General features: G+C 37.1%; 22 protein-coding genes and 1 pseudogene. 8 read left to right on the top strand and 15 right to left on the bottom strand.

What is annotated here, in order from left to right; translation table 11 throughout:
* Nucleotides 1-308: 308 nt before the first annotated feature.
* From X781_RS08330 to oppB, 3 genes and pseudogenes are all read right to left on the bottom strand, one after another.
* The gene (locus tag X781_RS08330) at nt 309-1,904 is read right to left on the bottom strand and encodes an ABC transporter ATP-binding protein (protein ID WP_025236428.1); all 1,596 of its coding nucleotides are present in this window, start codon (nt 1,902-1,904) and stop codon (nt 309-311) included.
* 9 nt (nt 1,905-1,913) lie between these two features.
* A pseudogene (oppC, locus tag X781_RS08325) lies at nt 1,914-2,762 on the bottom strand (oligopeptide ABC transporter permease OppC); the annotation flags it as partial.
* A 63-nt stretch (nt 2,763-2,825) separates the two neighbouring features.
* Nucleotides 2,826-3,749 carry an oligopeptide ABC transporter permease OppB gene (gene oppB, locus X781_RS08320; RefSeq protein WP_025236426.1) on the bottom strand — a complete coding sequence of 308 codons (924 nt, stop codon included), beginning with the start codon at nt 3,747-3,749 and terminating at the stop codon, nt 2,826-2,828.
* A gap of 226 nt (nt 3,750-3,975) precedes the next feature.
* On the opposite strand from oppB, the gene X781_RS08315 reads away from it, so the two are divergent.
* Genes X781_RS08315 through X781_RS08305 form a run of 3 tightly spaced genes read left to right on the top strand, consistent with a single transcriptional unit; the run spans nt 3,976 to nt 6,169 of the window.
* Nucleotides 3,976-4,635: a CDP-alcohol phosphatidyltransferase family protein gene (locus X781_RS08315; RefSeq protein WP_025236425.1), complete on the top strand. Its 660-nt coding sequence runs from the start codon at nt 3,976-3,978 to the stop codon at nt 4,633-4,635.
* Nucleotides 4,616-5,242 (top strand): lysophospholipid acyltransferase family protein, encoded by a 627-nt coding sequence (locus X781_RS08310; RefSeq protein ID WP_025236424.1) that lies wholly within the window; start codon nt 4,616-4,618, stop codon nt 5,240-5,242. The genes X781_RS08315 and X781_RS08310 overlap by 20 nt, the downstream gene beginning before the upstream one ends.
* A 3-nt stretch (nt 5,243-5,245) precedes the next feature.
* Entirely contained in the window at nt 5,246-6,169 is a 924-nt protein-coding gene (locus tag X781_RS08305; protein WP_025236423.1) for a phosphatidate cytidylyltransferase, read from the top strand.
* Between the two features lie 71 nt (nt 6,170-6,240).
* On the opposite strand, the gene ruvB is transcribed toward X781_RS08305, so the two are convergent.
* The 11 genes from ruvB to X781_RS08250 form a co-directional block, all read right to left on the bottom strand.
* Nucleotides 6,241-7,245 carry a Holliday junction branch migration DNA helicase RuvB gene (gene ruvB, locus X781_RS08300; protein WP_025236422.1) on the bottom strand — a complete coding sequence of 335 codons (1,005 nt, stop codon included), beginning with the start codon at nt 7,243-7,245 and terminating at the stop codon, nt 6,241-6,243.
* Nucleotides 7,246-7,255: 10 nt separating this feature from the next.
* A complete protein-coding gene (gene ruvA, locus X781_RS08295) occupies nt 7,256-7,861 on the bottom strand; it encodes a Holliday junction branch migration protein RuvA (RefSeq protein ID WP_025236421.1) in 606 nt (201 codons plus the stop codon).
* Nucleotides 7,862-7,969: 108 nt separating this feature from the next.
* Nucleotides 7,970-8,596 carry a LysE family transporter gene (locus X781_RS08290; protein ID WP_025236420.1) on the bottom strand — a complete coding sequence of 209 codons (627 nt, stop codon included), beginning with the start codon at nt 8,594-8,596 and terminating at the stop codon, nt 7,970-7,972.
* A gap of 5 nt (nt 8,597-8,601) precedes the next feature.
* Nucleotides 8,602-9,075 carry a phosphatidylglycerophosphatase A family protein gene (locus tag X781_RS08285; protein WP_025236419.1) on the bottom strand — a complete coding sequence of 158 codons (474 nt, stop codon included), beginning with the start codon at nt 9,073-9,075 and terminating at the stop codon, nt 8,602-8,604.
* A 5-nt stretch (nt 9,076-9,080) separates the two neighbouring features.
* Nucleotides 9,081-10,061: a thiamine-phosphate kinase gene (thiL, locus tag X781_RS08280; protein WP_025236418.1), complete on the bottom strand. Its 981-nt coding sequence runs from the start codon at nt 10,059-10,061 to the stop codon at nt 9,081-9,083.
* Between the two features lie 62 nt (nt 10,062-10,123).
* Nucleotides 10,124-10,537, bottom strand: coding sequence for a transcription antitermination factor NusB (gene nusB / locus X781_RS08275; protein ID WP_025236417.1), 414 nt, complete (start codon nt 10,535-10,537; stop codon nt 10,124-10,126).
* A gap of 79 nt (nt 10,538-10,616) precedes the next feature.
* Nucleotides 10,617-11,930, bottom strand: a complete 1,314-nt coding sequence (pilQ, locus tag X781_RS08270; RefSeq protein WP_025236416.1) for a type IV pilus secretin PilQ — start codon at nt 11,928-11,930, stop codon at nt 10,617-10,619.
* A gap of 8 nt (nt 11,931-11,938) precedes the next feature.
* Nucleotides 11,939-12,352 (bottom strand): hypothetical protein, encoded by a 414-nt coding sequence (locus X781_RS08265; RefSeq protein WP_025236415.1) that lies wholly within the window; start codon nt 12,350-12,352, stop codon nt 11,939-11,941.
* Between the two features lies 1 nt (nt 12,353).
* A complete protein-coding gene (locus tag X781_RS08260) occupies nt 12,354-12,887 on the bottom strand; it encodes a hypothetical protein (protein ID WP_025236414.1) in 534 nt (177 codons plus the stop codon).
* 1 nt (nt 12,888) lies between these two features.
* Nucleotides 12,889-13,410, bottom strand: coding sequence for a hypothetical protein (locus X781_RS08255; protein WP_025236413.1), 522 nt, complete (start codon nt 13,408-13,410; stop codon nt 12,889-12,891).
* The gene (locus X781_RS08250; protein ID WP_025236412.1) at nt 13,386-14,087 is read right to left on the bottom strand and encodes a hypothetical protein; all 702 of its coding nucleotides are present in this window, start codon (nt 14,085-14,087) and stop codon (nt 13,386-13,388) included. Before X781_RS08250 ends, X781_RS08255 begins: the two co-directional genes overlap by 25 nt.
* Nucleotides 14,088-14,212: 125 nt before the next feature.
* Between X781_RS08250 and X781_RS08245 the strand changes: the two genes are divergently transcribed.
* The 5 genes from X781_RS08245 (at nt 14,213) to X781_RS08225 (ending at nt 20,912) form a co-directional block, all read left to right on the top strand.
* The gene (locus tag X781_RS08245) at nt 14,213-16,759 is read left to right on the top strand and encodes a penicillin-binding protein 1A (RefSeq protein ID WP_025236411.1); all 2,547 of its coding nucleotides are present in this window, start codon (nt 14,213-14,215) and stop codon (nt 16,757-16,759) included.
* A 230-nt stretch (nt 16,760-16,989) separates the two neighbouring features.
* The gene (gene aroK / locus X781_RS08240; protein ID WP_025236410.1) at nt 16,990-17,514 is read left to right on the top strand and encodes a shikimate kinase AroK; all 525 of its coding nucleotides are present in this window, start codon (nt 16,990-16,992) and stop codon (nt 17,512-17,514) included.
* A gap of 29 nt (nt 17,515-17,543) precedes the next feature.
* Nucleotides 17,544-18,632 (top strand): 3-dehydroquinate synthase, encoded by a 1,089-nt coding sequence (gene aroB / locus X781_RS08235; protein ID WP_025236409.1) that lies wholly within the window; start codon nt 17,544-17,546, stop codon nt 18,630-18,632.
* Between the two features lie 8 nt (nt 18,633-18,640).
* Entirely contained in the window at nt 18,641-19,468 is an 828-nt protein-coding gene (locus X781_RS08230; protein WP_025236408.1) for a Dam family site-specific DNA-(adenine-N6)-methyltransferase, read from the top strand.
* 85 nt (nt 19,469-19,553) lie between these two features.
* The gene (locus X781_RS08225; protein ID WP_025236407.1) at nt 19,554-20,912 is read left to right on the top strand and encodes a sodium-dependent transporter; all 1,359 of its coding nucleotides are present in this window, start codon (nt 19,554-19,556) and stop codon (nt 20,910-20,912) included.
* Between the two features lie 88 nt (nt 20,913-21,000).
* Here X781_RS08225 and X781_RS08220 read toward each other — a convergent pair whose 3' ends face one another.
* Nucleotides 21,001-22,389, bottom strand: a complete 1,389-nt coding sequence (locus X781_RS08220) for an SLC13 family permease (RefSeq protein ID WP_025236406.1) — start codon at nt 22,387-22,389, stop codon at nt 21,001-21,003.
* Nucleotides 22,390-22,597 lie beyond the last annotated feature (208 nt).

Genomic DNA, 22,597 nt, shown 5'->3' with positions numbered 1-22,597 from the left:
TTTTCAGCAAGTTGCGGATAAGTCTGTTTTCCTGTCGTGTAATCAGACCAAATTTGAATAGCGTTTAATTTCTTTTGAAAGGTAAAGGTTTTATTACATTGATTGCAATAATGGCGTTGAATATTATTTTGCTTACCGTGCTTCTTGATATTCGTACTTTAGCAAAATGGGCAGTTTTTTATTCATTTTTCAAAAATAGGGCTTAAAGCCTTGTACTATAAGGCTTTAAGCCACTTTTTAGCAACTATTTTGTCTACTATGCCATAAAAAAAGAAGCTGCAATTGCAGCTTCTTTTTTATAGCGTTATTTACAAATTAGAGGCTAAAATTAACCGCTTGGTATAGGCTTGTTGTGGGGTTTCGAAGATCTGCTGTACAGAGCCGCTTTCCACAATATCGCCTTGACTCATTACAATCACTCGATCGCTTAATGCTTTAATTACCGCTAAATCGTGGCTGATAAATATATAACTTAAGCCATATTTTTTCTGTAATCGATTGAGCAATTCAATCACGGTAATTTGTGTTGAGCGGTCAAGAGCAGAGGTTGGTTCGTCTAAAAGCACAAATTTTGGTTCTAAAATAATTGCTCTTGCAATCGCAATACGCTGACGTTGTCCGCCTGAAAATTCGTGCGGATAGCGATTGATCATTGCAGGATTAAGATTTACTTCTTCCAAAATTTTAATCACTTTTTCACGGCGTTCGGCTTTGCTCATTTGTGGATAATGTACCGTTAAACCTTCCGCAATAATTTCGCCTACTGTTAAACGTGGCGAAAGTGAGTTAAATGGATCTTGGAATACCATTTGCATATCTCTTTTTAACGCTTTCTGTTCAGATTTACTTAGTGTTGTAATATCTTGGTCAGCAAAAGTGATATTGCCACGATAGTCTAAAATCTGCATAATCGCACGCCCAAGTGTGGATTTGCCCGAGCCGGATTCTCCTACAATTCCTAGTGTTTCGCCTGTTTTAAGGTGTAGTGAAATATTTTTTAAGGCATTAAATACTTTTTTCGGTTTGCCAAATAGCGAGCGTTTTAAAATATAGTCTACCTCAATATTATCTGCCTTAATTAAGGTTGGAGCATCGAGTGGCAATTCACTTTTTAAGTTATTTGGAATCGGAGTTAATAGCTCAACAGTGTAAGGGTGCTGAGGGTTGGTAAAGACCGTTTCCGTTTCACCACGCTCAATAATTTCCCCATTTTGCATTACACAAACCATATCACTATATTTATGCACTAAGCGTAGATCGTGAGAAATTAAGATAATCGCCATTCCCATTTCACTTTGTAGATCGTGCATTAAATCAAGAATTTCTGCTTGGGTCGTTACGTCTAACGCTGTCGTTGGCTCATCAGCAATTAATAAATCCGGTTTATTGATAATTGCCATCGCAATCATAATACGTTGTAACTGACCGCCTGAGAACTCGTGCGGATAACAAACCATTTTCTTTTCGGCATCAGGAATTTTTACTTTCTGTAAGGTTTCCAATACCAATTCTTCGGCTTGAGCATTGGTAATTTGTGGATTATGCGTTTGAATTGCTTCAGCCACTTGTTTACCAATCGGCATATAAGGATTAAGCGAGGTCATCGGTTCTTGGAAAATCATACCGATACGATCGCCTCGAATTGCCTGCATTTCTTTTTCAGAAAGATTTAACAGGTTCTGCTCTTCAAACACAATTCTGGAGTTTTCGCCAAATTTAACGATATTTTTTGGCAATAATTGCATAATCGCCATTGAGGTAACTGATTTACCTGAACCGGATTCCCCAACAATTGCGAGAGTTTGCCCTTTTTCAATCGAAAAAGAGACATTACGAACTGCGTGAACTAATTCTTCGTCCGTTTTTAAATAAACATCAAGATTATTTACTTCTAATAATTTCATCTTAAACCTCTATTTATCTTTTGGATCGAGTGCATCACGCAAGCCATCACCAATAAAGTTAAAGCAAAATAGCGTTAAACATAAGAAAAATGCAGGGAAAGCAAGTAGCCAAGGCGAAGTTTCCATCTGTGCTGCACCATCGCTTAATAATGCTCCCCAGCTACTCATCGGCTCTTGTGTACCGAGCCCTAAGAAGCTTAAGAAAGATTCAAATAAAATCAGAGAGGGTACTTCAAGGGAAGCATAAACTACTACTAAGCCTAAAACGTTTGGCACAATGTGTCGCCAAATAATTTGGCGGCGAGAAACACCGCATACAATCGCAGCTTCCACAAACTCTTTATTTTTAAGTGAAAGGGTTTGTCCTCGCACAATACGGGCAAGGTTGAGCCACGCCACCATTCCGATTGCGATAAAAATCAAGAAAATATTTTGTCCGAAGAAGGTAACAAGTAAAATTACAAAGAACATAAATGGGAATGAGCTTAAAATTTCTAAAAAACGCATCATTACCATATCCACTTTGCCCCCGAAGTAGCCGGAAATTGCACCGTAGATTGTGCCGATAAGCACGGCAATTAATGCACCGGCAATGCCTACCATTAATGAGATACGTCCACCCATAGCAACACGCACCAGCAAATCACGCCCTGATGAATCTGTACCAAAATAGTGTTGAGACTCAAAATCCGGCGGAATACCCATCATATTCCAATCGGTATCTTCATAGCTAAACGGCATTAGCATTGGGGCAAAGATAATAAAAAGGATAATACAGCAAAGAATAATCAAGCTTGCTACAGCCGCTTTGTTTCGGAAAAAACGGCGGCGGGCATCTTGCCATAAACTTCTGCCTTGAATCGTTGAGGTAACATCAACAAGCGGTTGTTTTTTATCAGAATTTTGCATTTCCGCTCCTACTTATGAATAACGAATTTTCGGGTCGATTACCGCATATAAAATATCGACAATCGCATTAAATAAAATAGTTAATGTGCCAACTAAAATGGTAAGACTTAGCACTAAAGAATAATCGCGGTTTAACGCTCCGTTCACGAAAAGCTGCCCAATACCCGGTAAGCCAAATACGCTTTCAATTACCATTGAACCTGTAATAATTCCTACAAAGGCTGGACCCAAATAGGTAATCACTGGCAGTAAAGCTGGGCGTAAAGCGTGTTTGAAGATAATTTTACTCATCGGTAAGCCTTTCGCTTTAGCGGTACGAATGAAGTTTGAATGTAACACTTCAATCATTGAGCCTCGTGTGATACGGGCAATCCCAGCAACATAGCTGATGGTTAAAGAAAGAACAGGTAGTACCATATAATAGATCTGACCACCATTCCAGCCGCCGGCAGGTAACCATTTGAGATAAATAGCAAAGACGAGAACCAAAAGCGGAGCGAATACAAAGCTTGGCATAATGATCCCGGTCATTGAAAAGCCCATCACCCAATAATCCCATTTACTGTTTTGCTTAAGGGCAGCAACTGTTCCTGCCGTTAAGCCAATAATGACAGCAAAAATAAAAGCAGTAATGCCTAGTTTTATCGAAACAGGAAATGCAGAGGCAATCAAACTGTTTACGGTTTGATCTTTATATTTAAATGAAGGACCAAAATCCCCTTTCGAGAGATTTTCCATATAAAGAAAATACTGTTTATAAAGTGGCTCATTCAGATGATATTTGGCTTCAATATTTGCCATTACTTCTGGTGGATAAGCTTTTTCACTGGTAAACGGGCTGCCGGGAGCAAGCCGCATCAGGAAAAAAGAAAAGGTAATGAGGATAAATAGGGTTGGAATCGCCTCAAGAAGACGTTTAAAAATAAACTTCAGCATAAGTACCACTCTTTTTAGTTATATTGGTAGGCAATTAATAGCGTAAATTAAAGGTTTTGTAAAGATATTGATTAGTTATAGTTATTTTTGTGATCAAATATAATTTACAAGCGGTTATTTTTTGTTGAAATTTTGCAATCTTATTAAACAAAAGTAGTACAATTTGCTATCTATCTAGTAAAAGTTAAGTTAAAGTAAAAGCCTTTATATCTAAAAGGAAAATACGATGTCTGAAAATAAGATAGAAAATCGCCGCCCGCTAAGTTCTCGCAACAATAAATGGCTTGCAGGGTTTGCGGCTTGGCTTGCCCGTAAAAGCTTCCCAACACCTAATCAAATTTCGTGTTTAAGTATGTTGTTTGCGTTATTTGGGGCAGTTGCTTTATTTTTTAGCCAATCGATTTCAGCACTGATTTTCTGTGCTTTGATGGTGCAAATGCGTCTGTTGTGTAATTTGTTTGATGGAATGGTAGCAGTAGAAGGCGGAAAGAAAACCGCAAATGGAGCAATTTTTAATGAATTTCCAGACAGGGTAGCAGACAGTTTATTTTTAATTGCATTAGGTTATGCTACACCATTTTTCTGGTTAGGCTGGCTGGCAGCATTGTTGGCGGCTTTAACTGCCTATATTCGTATCTTTGGTGGAAGTTTAGGATTACCGCAACGTTTTCAAGGTCCGATGGCAAAACAACAAAGAATGGCAGCAATCACGGTGGGTTGTTTGCTTGCTGCGGTAGAAATCTATTTTAATTTAACCGCTTATACACTTTCTGCAACCTTAATTATTATCACACTTGGCACAGCTTATACTTGCTATGTTCGTACAATGGCGATTTCAGCCGAGCTTAATTCTTTGGAGAAACAGAATGAAAAGGTTACTCGCTAAATTTATTGACCATGTTATTTGCTTTTTTACCTCTTTTATTACGGGTGTTCGTCCTCAACAATTAACTGAAAATAGCGTACCGACGGTTTATTACGCAAACCATCATAGCCACGGTGATTTTATCTTAGTTTGGATTTCATTACCGCAACATTTACGCCTAAAAACCCGACCTGTTGCGGGGGCGGATTATTGGCAGAAAGGAGTTATTCGCCGTTTTATTGCGAATGCTGTTTTTAATGTATTGTTGGTAGAACGTAACAGTGATAATCCGCAACTTGCGATTGAAAATATGGCTAACCGGCTTTCAACAGGCGAAAATCTGATTATTTTCCCGGAAGGTACACGTAATTTAAGTGAAGAAGTACTACAACCTTTTAAAAGTGGGATTTATCATCTCGCCAAACAACAAGCTAATATTCAATTTGTACCGGTCTGGATTGATAATATGAAACAAGTTTTACCAAAAGGAGCAATTTTGCCTATTCCGCTAATGTGCCAGGTTCGTTTTGGTGAAGCAATTTCATTGCAGGAAGGTGAAGAAAAAGCCGATTTTATCGAACGCACACGCCAAGCGTTGCTTACTCTTTCCCCAACGCATAAGGAGTAAATAATGACAATGAGTACAATTTTTCTCTCTTTTTTCGGGGTTTTAGTTTTTGCATCATTAATTGGCTTTGTGCTTAAAAAACGTAAAGGCAATACGAATACCATTGAGAATTTAAATGCTCGTATCTATGCCTGGTGGGTAATGCTTTTTGTGTTGTTATTCGCTTTTGCATTCGGGCAAAACGGCACAATTTTGCTCTTTTTCCTTATCTCTTTTGCTGCATTGCGGGAGTTTATGACGCTGGTCTATCAAGACAGGCACGACTATTACGCCTTAGTAGTCTGTTTCTATTTACTACTACCGATACAATACTATTTTGTGTGGACAGAATGGTATGGAATGTTCTCTATTTTTATTCCTGTTTATGGCTTTTTATTATTGCCGATTGTAGGGAGCTTAACAGGCAAAACCGAGCATTTTTTAGGGCGTTCAGCCAAAATTCAATGGGCGGCGATGATCAGTATTTTCTGTCTTTCGCACGTTCCGGCATTGCTTACCTTAAATGTTCAAGGATTAGATAAAAATCAAAATATCCAACTGCTGATTTTCTTAATTGCAATTGTTCAATTAAGTGATGTGTTGCAGTACATTTGGGGCAAATTAGTCGGTAAACGTAAAATTATGCCAAGTCTATCGCCATCTAAAACAGTTGCCGGCACAGTAGGAGGTATTTTAAGTGCAACTGCTATTGCAATCTTGCTTGCTCCTATTACACCATTCTCAACGTTACAAGCAGGTGTTATTGGTTTTGTGATTTGTTTAATGGGCTTTTTTGGCGGATTGGTGATGTCTGCAATTAAACGAGATTATGGCGTAAAAGATTGGGGCAGAATGATTAAAGGACACGGCGGAATGTTAGATAGAGTAGATTCAATTTGTTTTTCTGCTCCTGTGTTCTTCCATATTGTGAGGTATTATTGGGCATAGGGAATGCTCAACAAGCGGTGGTTTTTATCTAAAATTTTGCAAATTTTTAAACAAAAGCAACCGCTTGTGAGTTAGCCAATTTTAGTAATACCAAGATGGGCATAGGTTCTATTGGTTGCAATTCTGCCTCTTGGCGTGCGTTGTAGGAAGCCTTGTTGAATGAGATAAGGCTCGAGTACGTCTTCTATTGTATCTCGCTCTTCGCCAATCGCTGCTGCAAGGTTATCCAAACCAACGGGTCCGCCGTCAAAACGCTCGACAATTGCTTGCAAGAGTTTGATGTCCATAAAATCAAAACCTTCAGAATCCACATCAAGCATTGCTAAGGCTTGCTTTGCAATATCAGACGTAATGATGCCGTTATTGCGAACATCAGCGTAATCTCGCACACGGCGAAGTAGGCGGTTAGCAATACGAGGTGTACCACGTGAGCGGCGAGCTACTTCATAAGCTCCATCTGCGGATAAATTAAGATTGAGACAGTCCGCACTGCGTTTCACAATTAACGTGAGATCATCCACTGAATAAAATTCTAATCGTTGTACAATGCCAAAGCGATCCCGTAATGGTGAGGTGAGTGATCCAGCACGAGTAGTTGCCCCCACTAAGGTAAAGGGAGGTAGATCAAGTTTAATTGATCGTGCGGCAGGACCTTCGCCAATCATAATATCGAGTTGATAATCTTCCATTGCAGGATAAAGCACTTCCTCGATAGCAGGAGATAGGCGATGAATTTCATCAATGAAAAGTACATCATAAGGCTCAAGGTTAGTGAGCATTGCGGCTAAATCGCCAGCTTTTTCTAATACAGGTCCGGAAGTCGTGCGGATATTCACGCCCATTTCATTTGCCACAATATTGGCAAGGGTGGTTTTACCTAAACCGGGAGGACCAAAAATCAGTAAATGATCGAGAGCCTCATCACGCAATTTGGCGGCTTTGATGAAGATCTCCATTTGATCACGCACAGAGGGCTGTCCAACGTAATCGGTAAGTAATTTAGGGCGAATTGCTCGGTCGATGACTTCTTCCTCACGCTTTGGCGAGGCACTGATGATTCTATCTGCTTCAATCATAATTTAATACTTATAAGGAATTTTTTAATGCCTCACGAATGAGCTGCTCGCTCGTTGCTCCTGCTTTATTGACCTTCTTGATCATTTTCTCTGCATCATTTGGTTTGTAACCTAAAGCAATTAGAGCATCAAGAGCTTCATTTGCCGGGTCTGGTGTGCTGCTTGCCACAATTTGATCGTGTGAAACTTCAACAAAGAAATCGCTTTGGGCAATGCCTTTGAATTTACCTTTTAGCTCAACAAGCAAACGTTCTGCGGTTTTTCTACCAATACCCGGAATTTTCGTGAGTTTTGCTAATTCTTCATTTTCAATTGCTGTCGCAAATTGTGAAACAGACATTGCAGAAAGAATGGCAAGAGCAAGTTTTGGACCAACACCATTGGTTTTAATTAACTCACGAAATAAGGTTCTATCTTGTTTTTGAGCAAAACCAAAGAGCAAGTGAGCATCTTCTCGCACAACTAAATGCGTGAAAATAGTCGTTTCATCGCCTATTTGTGGTAGGCTGTAGAAACTTGTCATTGGGAGTAGCAGCTCATAGCCTACACCTTGTACGTCCAGTAAAATTTCCGGTGGCTGCTTTTCAATAATCTTGCCGTGTAATCGTCCTATCATTGTTTTATCCGAAAGTTAAAATTGGCAGTAGCATAGCAGAAACTGTATAAAATAACACTATTGAATTTATGTTAAATATGCAAAATTTTGTAAAAAAACGACCGCTTGTTAGCTGATGAGATGAGTAAATCCTTCATAAATCAACATCAGACCAAACAGGATAAAAATCACACCTGAGATGTTATCAATATAGCGACTATGCTTTGAGTAAAATTGTCTGATAGGCTTACGAGAAAAGAGTAGGGCTACCACACAGAAATAAGCTAATGTGCTTATCACAAATAAAAAGAGTAGCTCAAACATTTGTGATATTTGAGTGAAATTACTTAAATAAGCAGAAACAACGCTGGTAAAGTAAACGCCTGCTTTAGCATTAAAAATATTGATTAATAAGCCTTTTCTAATTTCTTCACAGTTATTGAGCGGCATTAGTTTGGTTTTATGTTCTTTAAATGTAACACTTTCAGTTACTCTTACCATTTTTGAGCCGATATATACAAGGTAGCAACCACCAATTAACATAACACTATATTGGAAAATTTCACCCATACTTTTGCTTAACCAAGCCAGCCCGAAAATAGCGAAACTTGCCCAAAAAATAATGCCAATAGAAATACCGATTGCCGCTAAAATGCCTTTTTTAATTGAGTGGCTTGCGGATTGTCTTACTACATAAAAGAAATCGGGACCGGGAGTTATTAGCCCGGCTAAGTGGATAAATAAAATTGTCAGCATAATGTTTAAATAAAATAGTACAAAAGATGAAGTGAAATAAGAGCAAAAATGGCTGCAAGAATATCATCAAACATAATGCCTAAACCACTTTCTAATTTTTCGTCAAAATAGCGGATTGGGAATGGTTTGAGAATATCAAAAATGCGGAAGCTGATAAAAGCTAATACATAACCTAATAAATTATATTCAGGTAGATAAGTAAACATTAAAAAGATGGCAACGATTTCGTCCCAAACAATTCGCCCATCATCGTGAACATTCAGATCTTGGCTGGTTTTGTTGCAGATATAGCACCCTGAAATAAAGCTAATTAGGGTAAGAATCGCAAAAAAAATACTGGACTGGGTTGCTGTCCATAAAATAATAGCAACTATTAAACCTACTAGGCTTCCCCAAGTACCGGGGGCAGGTCTTAGTAAACCGGAACCAAAGCCTACTGCTAAAAAATGAATTGGATTTTTAAGATTAATTGGTTTCATTATTGTTATTTTTTAAAATGGTCGAAGCCTCTTTGAGTAGGCAATGTCACGATTTCATTATTGCGTAGTACGGTTAAGCCTTCTTTGGCAGAGCGAATTTGCCCGATACAAGTATAGCTTACGCCAATGTTGGCGAGGGCTTTTTCTAGTTTGTGTTTATTATCGTTATGAACGGTAAAACAAAGCTCGTAATCTTCCCCGCCACTTAATGCAAAATGTTCGGCATCTTCTTTTGAATAGCAGTTTAGTAGAGATTCAGAAAGTGGTAAATCATCAAGATTTAAGACCGCACCGCAGTTACTGCGTTTTAAAATATGCCCTAAATCAGAAAGTAAACCGTCTGAAATATCAATAGCAGCATTAGCAATAGTCGCAATCGTTAAGCCAAGCAATACACGGGGTGTTGGACGTAAATGGCGTTGAATAAGATAGCTTTCATCTTTATTCCAACTTATATCATCGGTTTTCCGGTTAAGCAGTAATTGCAAACCGGCGGCACTATCGCCCAGTGTGCCAGAAACATAAATCCAATCGCCTACTTTGGCATTGTGGCGGAATAGTCCTTTATCTTGAGGCACAATACCTTGTGCGGTAATGGTTAAGGATAAATGCCCTTTGGTAGTATCGCCACCAATGAGATCAACATTGTAGTGGTCTAAAATATCAAAGAAATATTCGCTAAACTCAGCCAACCAATCGTGATCGATTTCAGGTAAGGTTAAAGCTAAGGAGATCCAAGCAGGCTCAGCTCCCATTGAGGCGAGATCGCTTAAGTTTACCGCCACACTTTTATATGCCAAATCAGCAGGTGAAATAGTGGGAAGAAAGTGAGCACCACAAACTAATGTATCTGTTGTAATAGCAAGTTGTTGATTTGGTTTCAGTGAGGTAACTGCACAATCATCGCCAATAGCCAGCACAACATCTCTGCGAGCCGGACGTTGAGAGGCATTGAAATAACGTTCGATAATATCAAATTCACCCATAAAATATCCTTAAACCTTATGATCAACAAAATCCCCAATTTCATACAAAATTGGGGAATATTTTATTTCTTACCGAGTGCCGGAGCCAGTTTATCTAAAATACCGTTGATGTATTTGTGGCTGTCATCAGAACCAAACACTTTTGCGACTTCAATACCTTCATTTATTACAACACGGAAAGGCACATCATTTTCAAATTTTAGTTCATAGCCTGATAAGCGAAGAATAGAACGCTCGATAGGATCGATATCGTCTTCAGCTCGATCTAAATAAGGGCGTAATGCTTCATCAATGGCTTCAACATTATCTACAACGCCACGAAAAAGTTTGCGGAAATAAGGCATATCCACGCCTTTCATATCTTGATCGGCAATAAATGCTAATTCCACTTCTTCAACCGTATTTTTGGAGATATACCAAGAATAAATGGCTTGAACCGCACACTCTCTTGCACGGCGACGTGGGGAAACTTTCATAAAACCTCTAATTCTATAACACAAAAAATGACGGCTGATTCTAGCACACTTCCCCTATTTTTGCTTGCGTTTATCTACGCTATTTTGATTTTTTCGTACTGCTTACTTTTTCGTTTGATTGAAGAATGTAAGGAGTAACGAAAATGACGAGTTCTCGTTTGCTGATTTTATCTCTAGTTTGGCTGAATAAACGCTTAATAAAGGGAATTGAACCTAAAACAGGCACTTTATCTTCCCCTTTTTGGGCTAAATGTTGAAAAATTCCACCTAATACAATAGTTTCCCCGTGTTTAGCAAAAACTTGTGTGTTGAGTTCTTGCTTATCAATAGTAATTAAACCGCTACTGCCGGATTGAGAGTTCGGCGAGTTTTGGGTTACGACTAAATCCAGCAAAATTTGATTTTGAGTAGAAAGATGAGGAACAACTTCCAATCCTAACACTGCTTCTTTAAATTCGACATCGGTTGCTTCTGATTTGGTGTTATACATTACATAAGGAATTTCTGTACCTTGCTTGATGCTTGCAGGTTTTTTATTCGTGGTTAAAAGACGAGGACTGGCAATAATTTCCACACTGTTTTCCTGCTCTAATGCACTAAGTTCCAAATCTAGCACACGGCTATTAATGGAAGCCACTTGTAAAACGGCGGAAGCTCCATTCGTAACAGGGAAATTCACATTGAGATTATTAGCTACATTACTTAATCCATTACCTTCAAGTCGCCCGCCAAATTTATAGTGATCAGCTCCTCTGGAAAACATTCCCCAACGCACTCCTAGTTCTTGCAAATGTTCGCTACTGATAGTAACAATGCGAGCTTCAATCGCAATTTGTTCGGTAGGTTGGTCTAGTTTTTTGACTAATCGCTCAATATTTTGCAGTGATTTCGCACTATCTTTAATAATTAAGCTATTACTTCGCTCATCAAAATGGATATAGCCATTCTCAGATAAAAACGTACCACTACCTTTAGTTAAAGATTCAATCACTTCTGAGGCTTTCGCATAATTGAGCTTTATCGTTTTAGTCATCAACTTTGGAGTGGTTACAAGCGGTGGATTTTGTCCGTTATTTTGCAAATGGGTAATAGGTATTGTATTCAAATCAGCTATTTTTTCTTCTTTCTTATTAATATAAACAATATCACCTTCATAAGTGAGCGATAATTTATTCACTTTGCTGAGTGTTTTAAATATCTCTTCAATAGATTTGTTTTCTAATCTTAATGTAGATTTAGTTTGAATATCATCCTCTAATACTATATTTTTCCCTGTTTCTTCGGATAAATAAGTAAGCAGATGTGAAGTTGGTACATTTTTTACTGCAAGAGAAATAGTATCAGCCAACGCTAGTGAAGAGCTAAATAATAAATAAAGAAAAACTCTGAACATACTAACCTCTATAGTTTTATGGTGATCTCATACGGAAAATGACAATCTTTTGTGAGTTTCCAATTAATATAAGTGAGTGATTTTAAATTAATGTTTTTTATCTCAATTTCTTGATTTTGAATGAACTGGTTTTCCTTGAAATCAAGTAATTGTTCTTTTTCATCGATAAACAAGGCTGTAGAATGTTCATTAATTTTAACTAAGCCAATAAGTTTTAATTTCTCAAATTCAGTAAGTAAATTGAGAGATTTTTTATGCTCCAAAGTCTTGCAAGCGGTTAAATTTTCCGAATTTTTTGCAATTTCAGGTAGAACTTCAACAGTATTCTGTTCATTTTTCATCTGAGGCTGTTCACCAAAAAATGGATCGACAGCCATAGCATTAAAACTAATGAATAAAAAAGAGAAAAAATAGTTACGCATATTATTCCTTATTGGCTAAAACCACTAATGTAGTAGTGAGTTCTACTTTTCTATCTTCTGCAGATTTAGTTAAAGTAAGCAAGTGATATTTTAAATATTCAATTTTGTTAAGATCGTTAATAAAATTAAACAATGAATGGCTATCAGCAGTTATTTTTAATTCAATGCTTTTACCTTGTTCTAAATTCCAATTTAGATTATCAATATTAAGATGATGTTTCTGGGCTATTTTTTGTATTGTAGTATTAATATTTGTTAAGTTATTTTCTGTTTTTTTAGATTTAACCTTATCAAATAATTGGTTGTATAAATTTTTCTGATGAGTAAGGTTTACATTTTGATTGCCTATCTTTTCTAAGAACTGATTAATATCTAAGTGAATTTTGATTATATAAAGTATAGGTAAAATAATAAGAGTGAAGAAAATAAAAGTTTGTATTGTTTTTTGGTTTTTTCTAATGAAATTAACCACTTTGAAGATAGTGCTATTCGGATTTAAATATAAATTTTCTAGCTTATTTTTAATTAAAATCATCTTAGTTTCCTTTATGTTTTATGCTGAATGTAAAAGATATTTCATTTTTATGATTAACACTTACTTGCTCTGTTTTGGTCTCAATAAATTCTTTTTGATATAAATATTGCTCTAGCTTTTTGAAATCTTCCTCTATACTTAAATTACCCCCTATTATTAAATAAAGATCTTTTTCTTGATATAACTGTATTGTATCTATGCCTCCATTTTTTAAAGGCATATTCTTAATTATTGTAAATAATTGTTCGGTTTTCTTATTCTCAGCAAAAGGTAAAGTAATATTATTTCCATTTTGAAGAAGTGAAATTTTGTTTTCAAAATCAAAGGTATCTGTTTGCAGTTTTTCTAATTGCTGTGTAAGAGACTTAATTTCATTATTTTTATGAATAATATAAAAGAGTAAATAGAAGCTAATAAGGCTCATTAATAAAAAAGTATAAGCGATATTTTTAATGCTTTTATAGTGAGTAAATACCCATTTACTTTTTCTATTATCACTTAAATCAATGCCTTGCCATTCCATAAACTTGCTCCGAGTGCGAGAAAATAAAGTTGCTTTGCTTCATCAGATGGTATATTAATATCGGTAATCATAATATTAGCTAAATGAGTGCAATCTTTAGGTTCAATTTGAGGAAATAGTAATTCACTTTCCGTAAATTGAACTATTTTTTGCTTAAAAGAAAAACAGGGAAAGTTATTATCAAGTTGAGGATTTAAATGAAAAATACCTCGAATATAACAATGTAGCTCGCAATCTAATATATTGTTAAATTGGTTTAAACTTTCGGCATAGTTTTTGTTTAATGCATAAATTGTTATTTTATCAAGATTAGTATTACTACTCGGCAATCGTTGATAATCAAAATTGAGTAATTCAATTGCAAGTGGCTGCTCATTTTTTAAAATTTGGATAACTTGCTGATGTAATTGGATTTCATCAAGTTTTTTAGAGATAAAAATTGTTTTTCGCCAGATATATTGGTAAGGAATAGTGCGAACAAGGGTAAAAGGTTCATTCACTGTTTCTTTTGCGATGATCTTTTGAATATCCATTTCTAACCCTTCACTCTTTTTTTGCCAAAAAGTACTGAATTTTTCAGCTTGATTTTTGACTAAGCAATAATATTGCTCATCTTCACTTAAGCCTAAAACTATGGGCGATAGAGGCTTTTTCACTGATGGTTTAAGTAATTTCATAATAAGTTCAATAAGTAAAATTTATAGCAATTTAGTTAGGCTAAATGGGCGTTTTCGCTTATACTTAGCAACTTAATATTGGCTTTAAATTTACATTTCGTCATTAACCAAAAGAGATTTTTTCGATGCGGATCGCAAAAATAATATTTAGTGCTTTACTTTCACTGTTAATTTTAGGTGGAGTAATTGGCGGTTTACTTTATATGCATATCAAGTCTGACTTACCTGATGTTGCAACGCTTAAAAATGTTGAGCTACAACAACCAATGCAGATTTTTACCTTAGACGGTAAATTGATTGGTGAGGTGGGCGAAGAACGCCGTATTCCGGTTAAACTTGAAGATGTTCCCCCAATGCTGATAAAAGCAATTTTAGCAACGGAAGATGCTCGCTTTTATGAGCATAAAGGAATTGACCCTAAAGGGATTATGCGGGCATTGTGGCGTACCAGTCAGGGCGATACACAAGGGGCAAGTACTATTACTCAGCAATTAGCAAAAAACTTTTTCTTAACACCTGAGCGTAGTATTGAGCGTAAAGCTAAAGAAGCTATCTTAGCGTTAGAAATTGAACAAGTTCTGACGAAAAATGAAATTTTAGAGCTTTATTTAAACAAAATTTATTTGGGGTATCGCTCACACGGTGTAGCTGCAGCGGCAAAAACCTATTTTAATAAAGCATTAAACGATTTAACCCTTTCGGAAATTGCGATTATTGCGGGGCTTCCAAAAGCACCATCAACGATGAACCCACTCTATTCGGTAAAACGAGCAGAAGATCGCCGTAATGTAGTTTTGGGAAGGATGCTTGAAACTAAGGATATTACTCAAGAAGAGTACGAAAAAGCAAAAGTTGAGCCAATTGTGGCTAATTACTATGGTGCAAGCTTAGAATTTAGAGCCGATTATGTTACAGAGATGGTTCGCCAAGAAATTGTAAAACGTTATGGTGAAAATATTGCTTATAACAAAGGTTTAAAAGTCTATGCAACGGTACTTTCTGCAGACCAAAAAGCTGCACAAGATGCATTGCGTGAAAATTTGATTGATTATGATCGCAGACGTGGTTGGCGTGGAGCTGAAAAATTATGGGCAGGAAATGATGCTTGGGATGATGAAAAAATTATCGACCATTTAAGTAAATTACCAAAATCAGAGCCTTTTACACCTGCGGTAGTAATGCAAGCAGACAAATCAAAATATACGATTTTGTTAGCAAACGGAGAAGCTTCTATATTAAAGCGTGTTAATGCTTCTTTTGCTCCTAAAGGCTTAAAAGTAGGTGAGCAAATTTGGGTAAGGCAAAATAAAAGTAAAGATTGGGCTTTAGGACAAATTCCTGAAGTGAATTCAGGGTTAGTCTCTATTAATAGTGAAAATGGGGCGATTGAAGCTATTGTAGGGGGATTTAGCTTTGAGCAAAGTCGTTTTAATCGTGCGACACAATCGGTAGTACAGGTTGGCTCTGCAATTAAACCTTTTATTTATGCAGCGGCAATGAATAAGGGATTAAGTCTTTCAACTACTATTAGTGATGGTCCAATTGTAATTAAAAAGCCAGGGCAAAAAGAGTGGAAGCCGAAAAATGCTGATGGGGTTTATGGTGGTCCAACTCGAGCAAGGGTTGCTTTAGGTAAATCCAGAAATATGGTGGCAATTCGTGTGCTACAAATGGCTGGTATTGATTATACTGCCGATTATTTACAACGTTTCGGATTTAACCGTAACCAATATGTGGCAACAGAATCTTTAGCCTTAGGTGCAGCTTCATTCACACCATTAGAAATGGCTCGTGCTTATGCTGTATTTAATAATGGAGGTTACTTAATTGAGCCATATATTATTGATCGCATTATTGATGCTCAAGGTTACGAACTATACCAAGCAAACCCTGTAGTAGCTTGTTCTGTTTGTGATAATCCGGTTATTTATCCTGAGCCTAAATATTTTGACTCTGTTAAAATTCACGATGAAACACAGGTTGGTACAACAACTGCAACCACCTCTAATAATGAAGAAGTTGTTGAAGAAACGGATGAAATTGAAACAGAATTACCGGAAAATAACGTAGAAAAGGGTTCACCAAGCTTAATGGCGGAATCTTCTCATCATGTTAAAGGGCTACGTTATGCACCACACGTTATCAGTAATGAATTAGCATTTTTAATGCGTAGTGCGTTAGCAACAGCGGTTACCGGAGAGCCTGAATATGGCTGGCGAGGTACGAGTTATAAGATGTTAAATACGATTAAGCGTGCTGATGTAGGTGGTAAAACCGGTACAACGAATAATTCCAAAGCAACTTGGTATGCCGGCTTTGGTGCAGATATTTCGACTGTTGTTTATGTTGGATTTGATGATAATAAAAAAGGGCTAGGTAAAGGAGCAACGGGCTCAAGTACTGCTTTACCTGCTTGGATAAATTATATGAAAGTTGCATTAGCAGATAAGCAAGTTGAAAAGCAAGTTGTGCCTAAAAATATCGTTGAGGTACAAATCGATCCAAACAGCGGTTTCTTGGGCGATGGGCGTAAAGAGTTCTTCATTAAAGGAACTGAACCAACAAAACGCTATATTATAGAGAGAGGATATACGGAACAATCTCCAAATCAAGCTCCCACCCGGTTAGGGCTTCCACCGCCGGGAGTATTGCAAAGTGGAGAGTTATTCTAAAAATTGTGAGGAATATGCTCTTAAAAGTTGAAAAATAGGGGCATTTCTTGCGATAATAACGACCAATTTTATTTTGGGCGATTTGTGAGTTATTTATATATCTTTAGTCAATAAACGGATTTTATTGCAATTTTTATAAGAAATCAGACCGCTTGTAGAACAAGCGGTCATTTTTTCTTTTAATTTCACAAATCAAATGTTTATAAATTTTAATAATAGAAGAAGAAATAATGGCTGAAAAACGTAATATTTTTCTAATTGGACCGATGGGGGCTGGAAAGAGCACAATTGGTCGCCAACTGGCTCAAACATTAGGAATGGAATTTTTGGATTCCGACAGCGTGATTGAAGAAAGAGCCGGTGCAGATATTGATTGGATCTTTGATGTTGAAGGTGAAGCGGGTTTTCGCAAGCGTGAAGAGCGTATCCTGAACGAATTAACGCAAAATCACGGTATTGTGCTTTCAACGGGCGGTGGCTCTATTTTGTCAAAAGATAACCGCAATGTATTATCGGCTCGTGGTATCGTGATCTACTTAGAAACAACGGTAGATAAGCAATTTGAGCGTACGCAACGTGATAAAAAACGCCCTCTGTTACAAACAGAAGATCCACGTAAAACATTAGAAGAATTAGCGAAAATCCGCAATCCGCTTTATGAAGAAATTGCGGATATCACTATCCATACTGATGAACAAAGTGCAAAAGTGGTTGCAAATCAAATCATTGATATGATGGATAATTTAGTCGCATAGGAAACCTAAATTAAGCTAAGGAGCGAGATATGTTACAGGTTAATGTGGAATTAAAAGAACGCCGCTATCCGATTATTATTGGAGAGGGAATACTTGCTCAGGCTGCAAGCTATTCGCCGTTAAAAGCAGGCGATAAAGTGATGATTGTATCCAATCCAACCGTTGCCTTTCATTATCTCGAAACTGTTACCCGTACTTTGACTGAATTAGGTTGCCAAGTAGATTCGGTGCTAATTCCTGATGGCGAAGAGCATAAAAATCTGGATTCGTTAAATTTGATTTTTACTGCGTTATTAGAAAAAAATCATAATCGTGATAGCACCTTAATTGCTTTAGGGGGCGGTGTAATTGGCGATGTGGCAGGTTATGCCGCCGCTTCTTACCAACGTGGTATTCGTTTTATCCAAATCCCAACTACGTTATTGGCACAGGTGGATTCTTCCGTTGGTGGTAAAACCGCAGTTAATCACCCGCTTGGCAAAAATATGATTGGGGCTTTTTATCAGCCTATTTCTGTTATTGTGGATACCAACACGCTTGCGACTTTACCAAAAAGAGAAGTGAGTGCCGGCTTGGCAGAAGTAATCAAATACGGAGCGATTTTTGATATTGCTTTTTTTGAATGGCTTGAAAAGCATATTGATGATTTAGTTTCTCTTAAACAAGATGAGCTGGAATATTGCATTCAACGTTGTTGCCAATTAAAAGCAGATGTTGTTGCCCGTGATGAAACGGAAAAAGGCGATCGTACGTTGCTTAATTTAGGGCATACTTTTGGACACGCAATTGAAGCTCGTATGGGCTATGGCGTATGGCTACACGGTGAAGCTGTTGCGGTTGGTATGCTTGAAGCGGCTGCTTTGTCGCACATTTTAGGTGATTTGAATGTGGAAGATGTAGCTCGTTTAGAAAAATTACTGGCGAGAGCAAACCTACCTACTATTTCGCCGAATGGTATGGAGCCTTTGGAATACTTGCCGTATATGTGGCGAGATAAAAAAGTATTAGGTGGGCAATTACGTTTGATTTTACTGAAATCACTTGGTCAAGCTTATGTCTCAGCAAGAGCAACTGAAGAACAAGTGCTGGCATCTATAGAACGTTTTACCCAGCGTTAAAAATTTAAATGAGTCATTCTAAACACCGAGCCTTTTTAAAATGGGCGGGCGGTAAATATCGCCTTATTTCAGATATTCAAACCCATTTGCCGAAAAAGGCTTGTCTAGTTGAGCCTTTTGTCGGTGCGGGTTCGGTGTTTCTGAATACTGACTTTGAACACTATATCCTTGCCGATATTAACCCTGATTTAATTAATCTTTTCAATACGGTAAAAGCAGATGTTGAGCATTATATCGCTCAAACAAAATTGCTTTTTCTACACCCAAAAGCGAATACTGAAACCTTTTATAAAGCACGCCGTGAGGAATTTAATCGTTCAAAAGATATTTTTCGCCGTTCGGTTATTTTTCTCTATTTAAATCGTTTTGGTTATAACGGGTTATGTCGTTATAACCAGAAAAAAGGTTATAATGTGCCGTTTGGGCGTTATAAAACCCATTATTTCCCTGAAAATGAGTTGCGGTTTTTTGCAGAAAAAGCTCAAAAAGCGACTTTTGTTTGTGCGGATTTTGAACAGGTGTTTGAGCTGGTAAAAAATAGTGCGATAGATTGTGTTATCTATTGCGATCCTCCTTATGCCCCGTTATTGCAAGAGACTAACTTTACTCAATACGCAGGAGGGGGATTTAGTTTGTTACAGCAAGCTCGCTTGGCAAATCTTGCCCTAGAGATGAAAGAGCAGGGCATTCCTGTATTAATTTCAAATCACGACACTGATTTTACTCGGCTGATTTATCAATCGGCTCAAATTACATCAGTGCAAGTGCAGCGTTCAATTGGGCAGAAAGCGGATTCCCGAATTAAAGTCGGCGAACTATTTGCGTTATTTTCCTAATCATTTGCAAATTTTTTTAAAAATTTCACCGCTTGTGTTTATTATTTAATCGTTATTTTTTATTTTTATGCCTATGGAGTATCAAATGGCAAATCAAAATGAAGAGCGTCAATCGTGGTCTAGCAGATTGGCATATATTATGACTGTTGCAGGAGCAACTGTAGGGTTTGGAGCGACGTGGCGTTTCCCATATTTAGTGGGGGAAAACGGTGGCGGTGCTTATGTATTCCTATTCTGCATTGCAATGATTGTGATCGGCATTCCAATGATTTTAGTCGAAAATGTGATTGGCAGAAGAATGCGAGTGAATGCCGTTGATGCCTTCGGTGGTTCGGCAAATGGTAAGAAAATCTCCCCTGCTTGGAAAATACTAGGCTATATGGGGTTACTTGGTGCATTTGGTATTCTGGCATATTATATGGTGCTCGGTGGTTGGGTACTCAATTATATTGGTAGCCTAATTACGGGCAACCTTGACCTCTCAACGCCTGTTACGGTAGAAACCACTTATCAATTTTTCCAACAAAGCATTTTTAATAGTCCGGTGATTATTATTACTTATACTGCTATTTTTGTGCTGGTAAATTATTTTATTTTAGTGAAAGGAATCGTTGATGGTATTGAGCGTTCAGTTAAATACTTGATGCCGATTCTATTTGTGTTTTTACTGGTAATGGTTATCCGCAATGTAACTTTACCGGGAGCGGTTGAGGGAATTAAATTTTATCTGATGCCTGATTTCTCTAAAATCACGCCAAAACTTTTTGTGTTTGTATTAGGGCAGGTGTTCTTTGCATTAAGTCTAGGGTTTGGTGTGTTAATTACGCTTTCAAGCTATTTAGATAAAAATGAAAACCTCGTTAAAACGGCGACTATTACGGGCGTGATGAATACGATTATTGCGGTTCTTGCCGGTTTTATGATCTTCCCATCGCTATTCAGCTTTGGTGTTGCACCGAACTCTGGTCCGACATTAGTTTTCCAAAGTTTGCCGATTGTTTTCTCAAATATGTGGGGCGGTACGATTTTTGCGATTATTTTCTTTGCTTTGTTGGTTGTTGCGGCTTTAACCACCTCATTAACAATTTATGAAGTGATTATTACTGCTCTTCAAGAAAAAGCAAATATCAGCCGTAAGAAAGCAATTTTTATTACCTTAGCAACCATTTTTATACTAGGCAATATCCCGTCAGCATTAAGTGATAATGTGCTAAAAGATGTGCAAATTATGGGCAAAAGCATTTTTGATGCCTTCGATTATATCAGCGGAAATATTCTCTTCATTTTAACCGCATTAGGTAGTGCTATTTTTGTCGGTTTTGTATTAAAAGATGAAGCAAAAGAAGAGCTTGGAGCGGGTAAAACATTGACTAATATTTGGTTTAATTACGTTCGCTTTGTGATCCCTGTGATTATTTTAGTGATTTTCTTTAATTCACTGTAGAGTGAAACATATAAATAAAGCTGTTTGAATGCGTATTCAAACAGCTTTTTACTTTTACAAGCGGTTAAAAAAGCATAATTTTTTGCTATTAATGCCAAGTCATCCAGAAGAAATAAGACAAGCAACCAATAATGGTTACACAGAAAATATTTAGTATAAGACCGACTTTTACCATCTCGCTTTGCTTGATGTAACCTGTTGCAAATACAATTGCATTTGGAGGGGTTGCAATAGGCAACATAAAGGCACAAGAAGCACCACAAGCAATGATTGCCGCTAACGAAATTGGCGGTAAACCGAGCGAATTTGCAATCGTAATAAAGATTGGTAACATCAAGGCTGCACTTGCGGTATTTGAAGTAAACTCAGTTAAAAATACAATGAAGCCTGTCATTACTAAGGTCATAATCAGCCAATGCTTCGTACCGATATAATTAACGATAGTATCTGCTAGAATCTTACTCGCACCTGTTTCTCGTAACACAATACTTAATACTAATCCGCCACCAAATAGCATTAACACTCCCCATTCGGTACGTCCTTGAATTTCAGACCAAGTAGCGGTGTTACAAATACAAAGTGCGACAACTGCGACCATTGCAATTACTGCATCAAAATTTTTAATTGATTCTTTTAACATTAAGGCATTGCGGATAAAAGGCTCAATATAGCTACTAAAAGTCAATAAAATTGCAGTAATGATAAAAATGATGAGAGTAGCAAGTTGTTTCCCATTGAGTTTCGAATCTTCAATTTCAACATCAAACGGCACGTTAAAGTTTGGCTTTAGCATAACGAGTAAGCTGATAACCATTGCAATCATCAGCAAAATTGCAACCGGCATACCGTATGGTAGCCACTCAGAGAATGAGATTTTAATCTGAGAAGCCAATAACGCATTTGGTGCAGAGCCAACTAGTGTGCCAATACCGCCGATACTGGAGCTAAAGGCAATTCCTAGTAATACGAAAACATAAAGGTTACGGTTAGTTTTAAGATCTACTTTGTGTAGAATACCAAGTGTGAGTGGCAACATCATTGCGGCTACAGCGGTATTATTAATAAAGAGGGAGAGTAGAGCGGTTACCGCAAATAGATAAATAACGGTACGTTTTAAATTACCTTTGGCTAAGCGGATAACGTGATTAGCAATCCAAAGATCGATTTTTTGGATATTTAACACCGCTGCAATCACAAACCCTCCGAAGAACATAAAAATAATTGGTTCTGAGAATGGAGCAAAAGCGGCTTTGGTGGGTAGTACGTTAAGCCCGATAGCAAATATCGGCACCATCAAGGCAGTTACGGTAATATTGAAGGCTTCAGTAAGCCAAAGAATACCAATAAAAACAAGCAGGGCTAAGCCTCTATTTTCTTGTTCACTGAAAGGAAGATATTGCAGTAATAGAAAGAAAATCACAATATCAACAGCAAGTATAATTAACCCTCTTAAAGGATTTTTAGCTGTGCTAGACATATAAACTCCTAATCATTTTGTTATCTTAAATCGAAGGTTTTTTCACTATACCAGAACTTTTTATTTAAAAAAGGTTAAAAAATTGTTAAATAGAAATATTTTCAGAAAATTTATAAAAATTATCACTTTATTTGATCTAGGTTAGCTCAAAATGATTAGAAGCTGATATAATCAAGTTGTTATCACTTTTTAAATTCTAATCAAAAGA

Source organism: Mannheimia sp. USDA-ARS-USMARC-1261 (genome assembly GCF_000521605.1).
GTDB classification, from domain to species: Bacteria; Pseudomonadota; Gammaproteobacteria; order Enterobacterales; family Pasteurellaceae; genus Mannheimia; species Mannheimia indoligenes.
The sequence above is the reverse complement of the archived record's forward strand: the minus strand, read 5'-3'. Positions and strand labels throughout refer to the sequence as shown.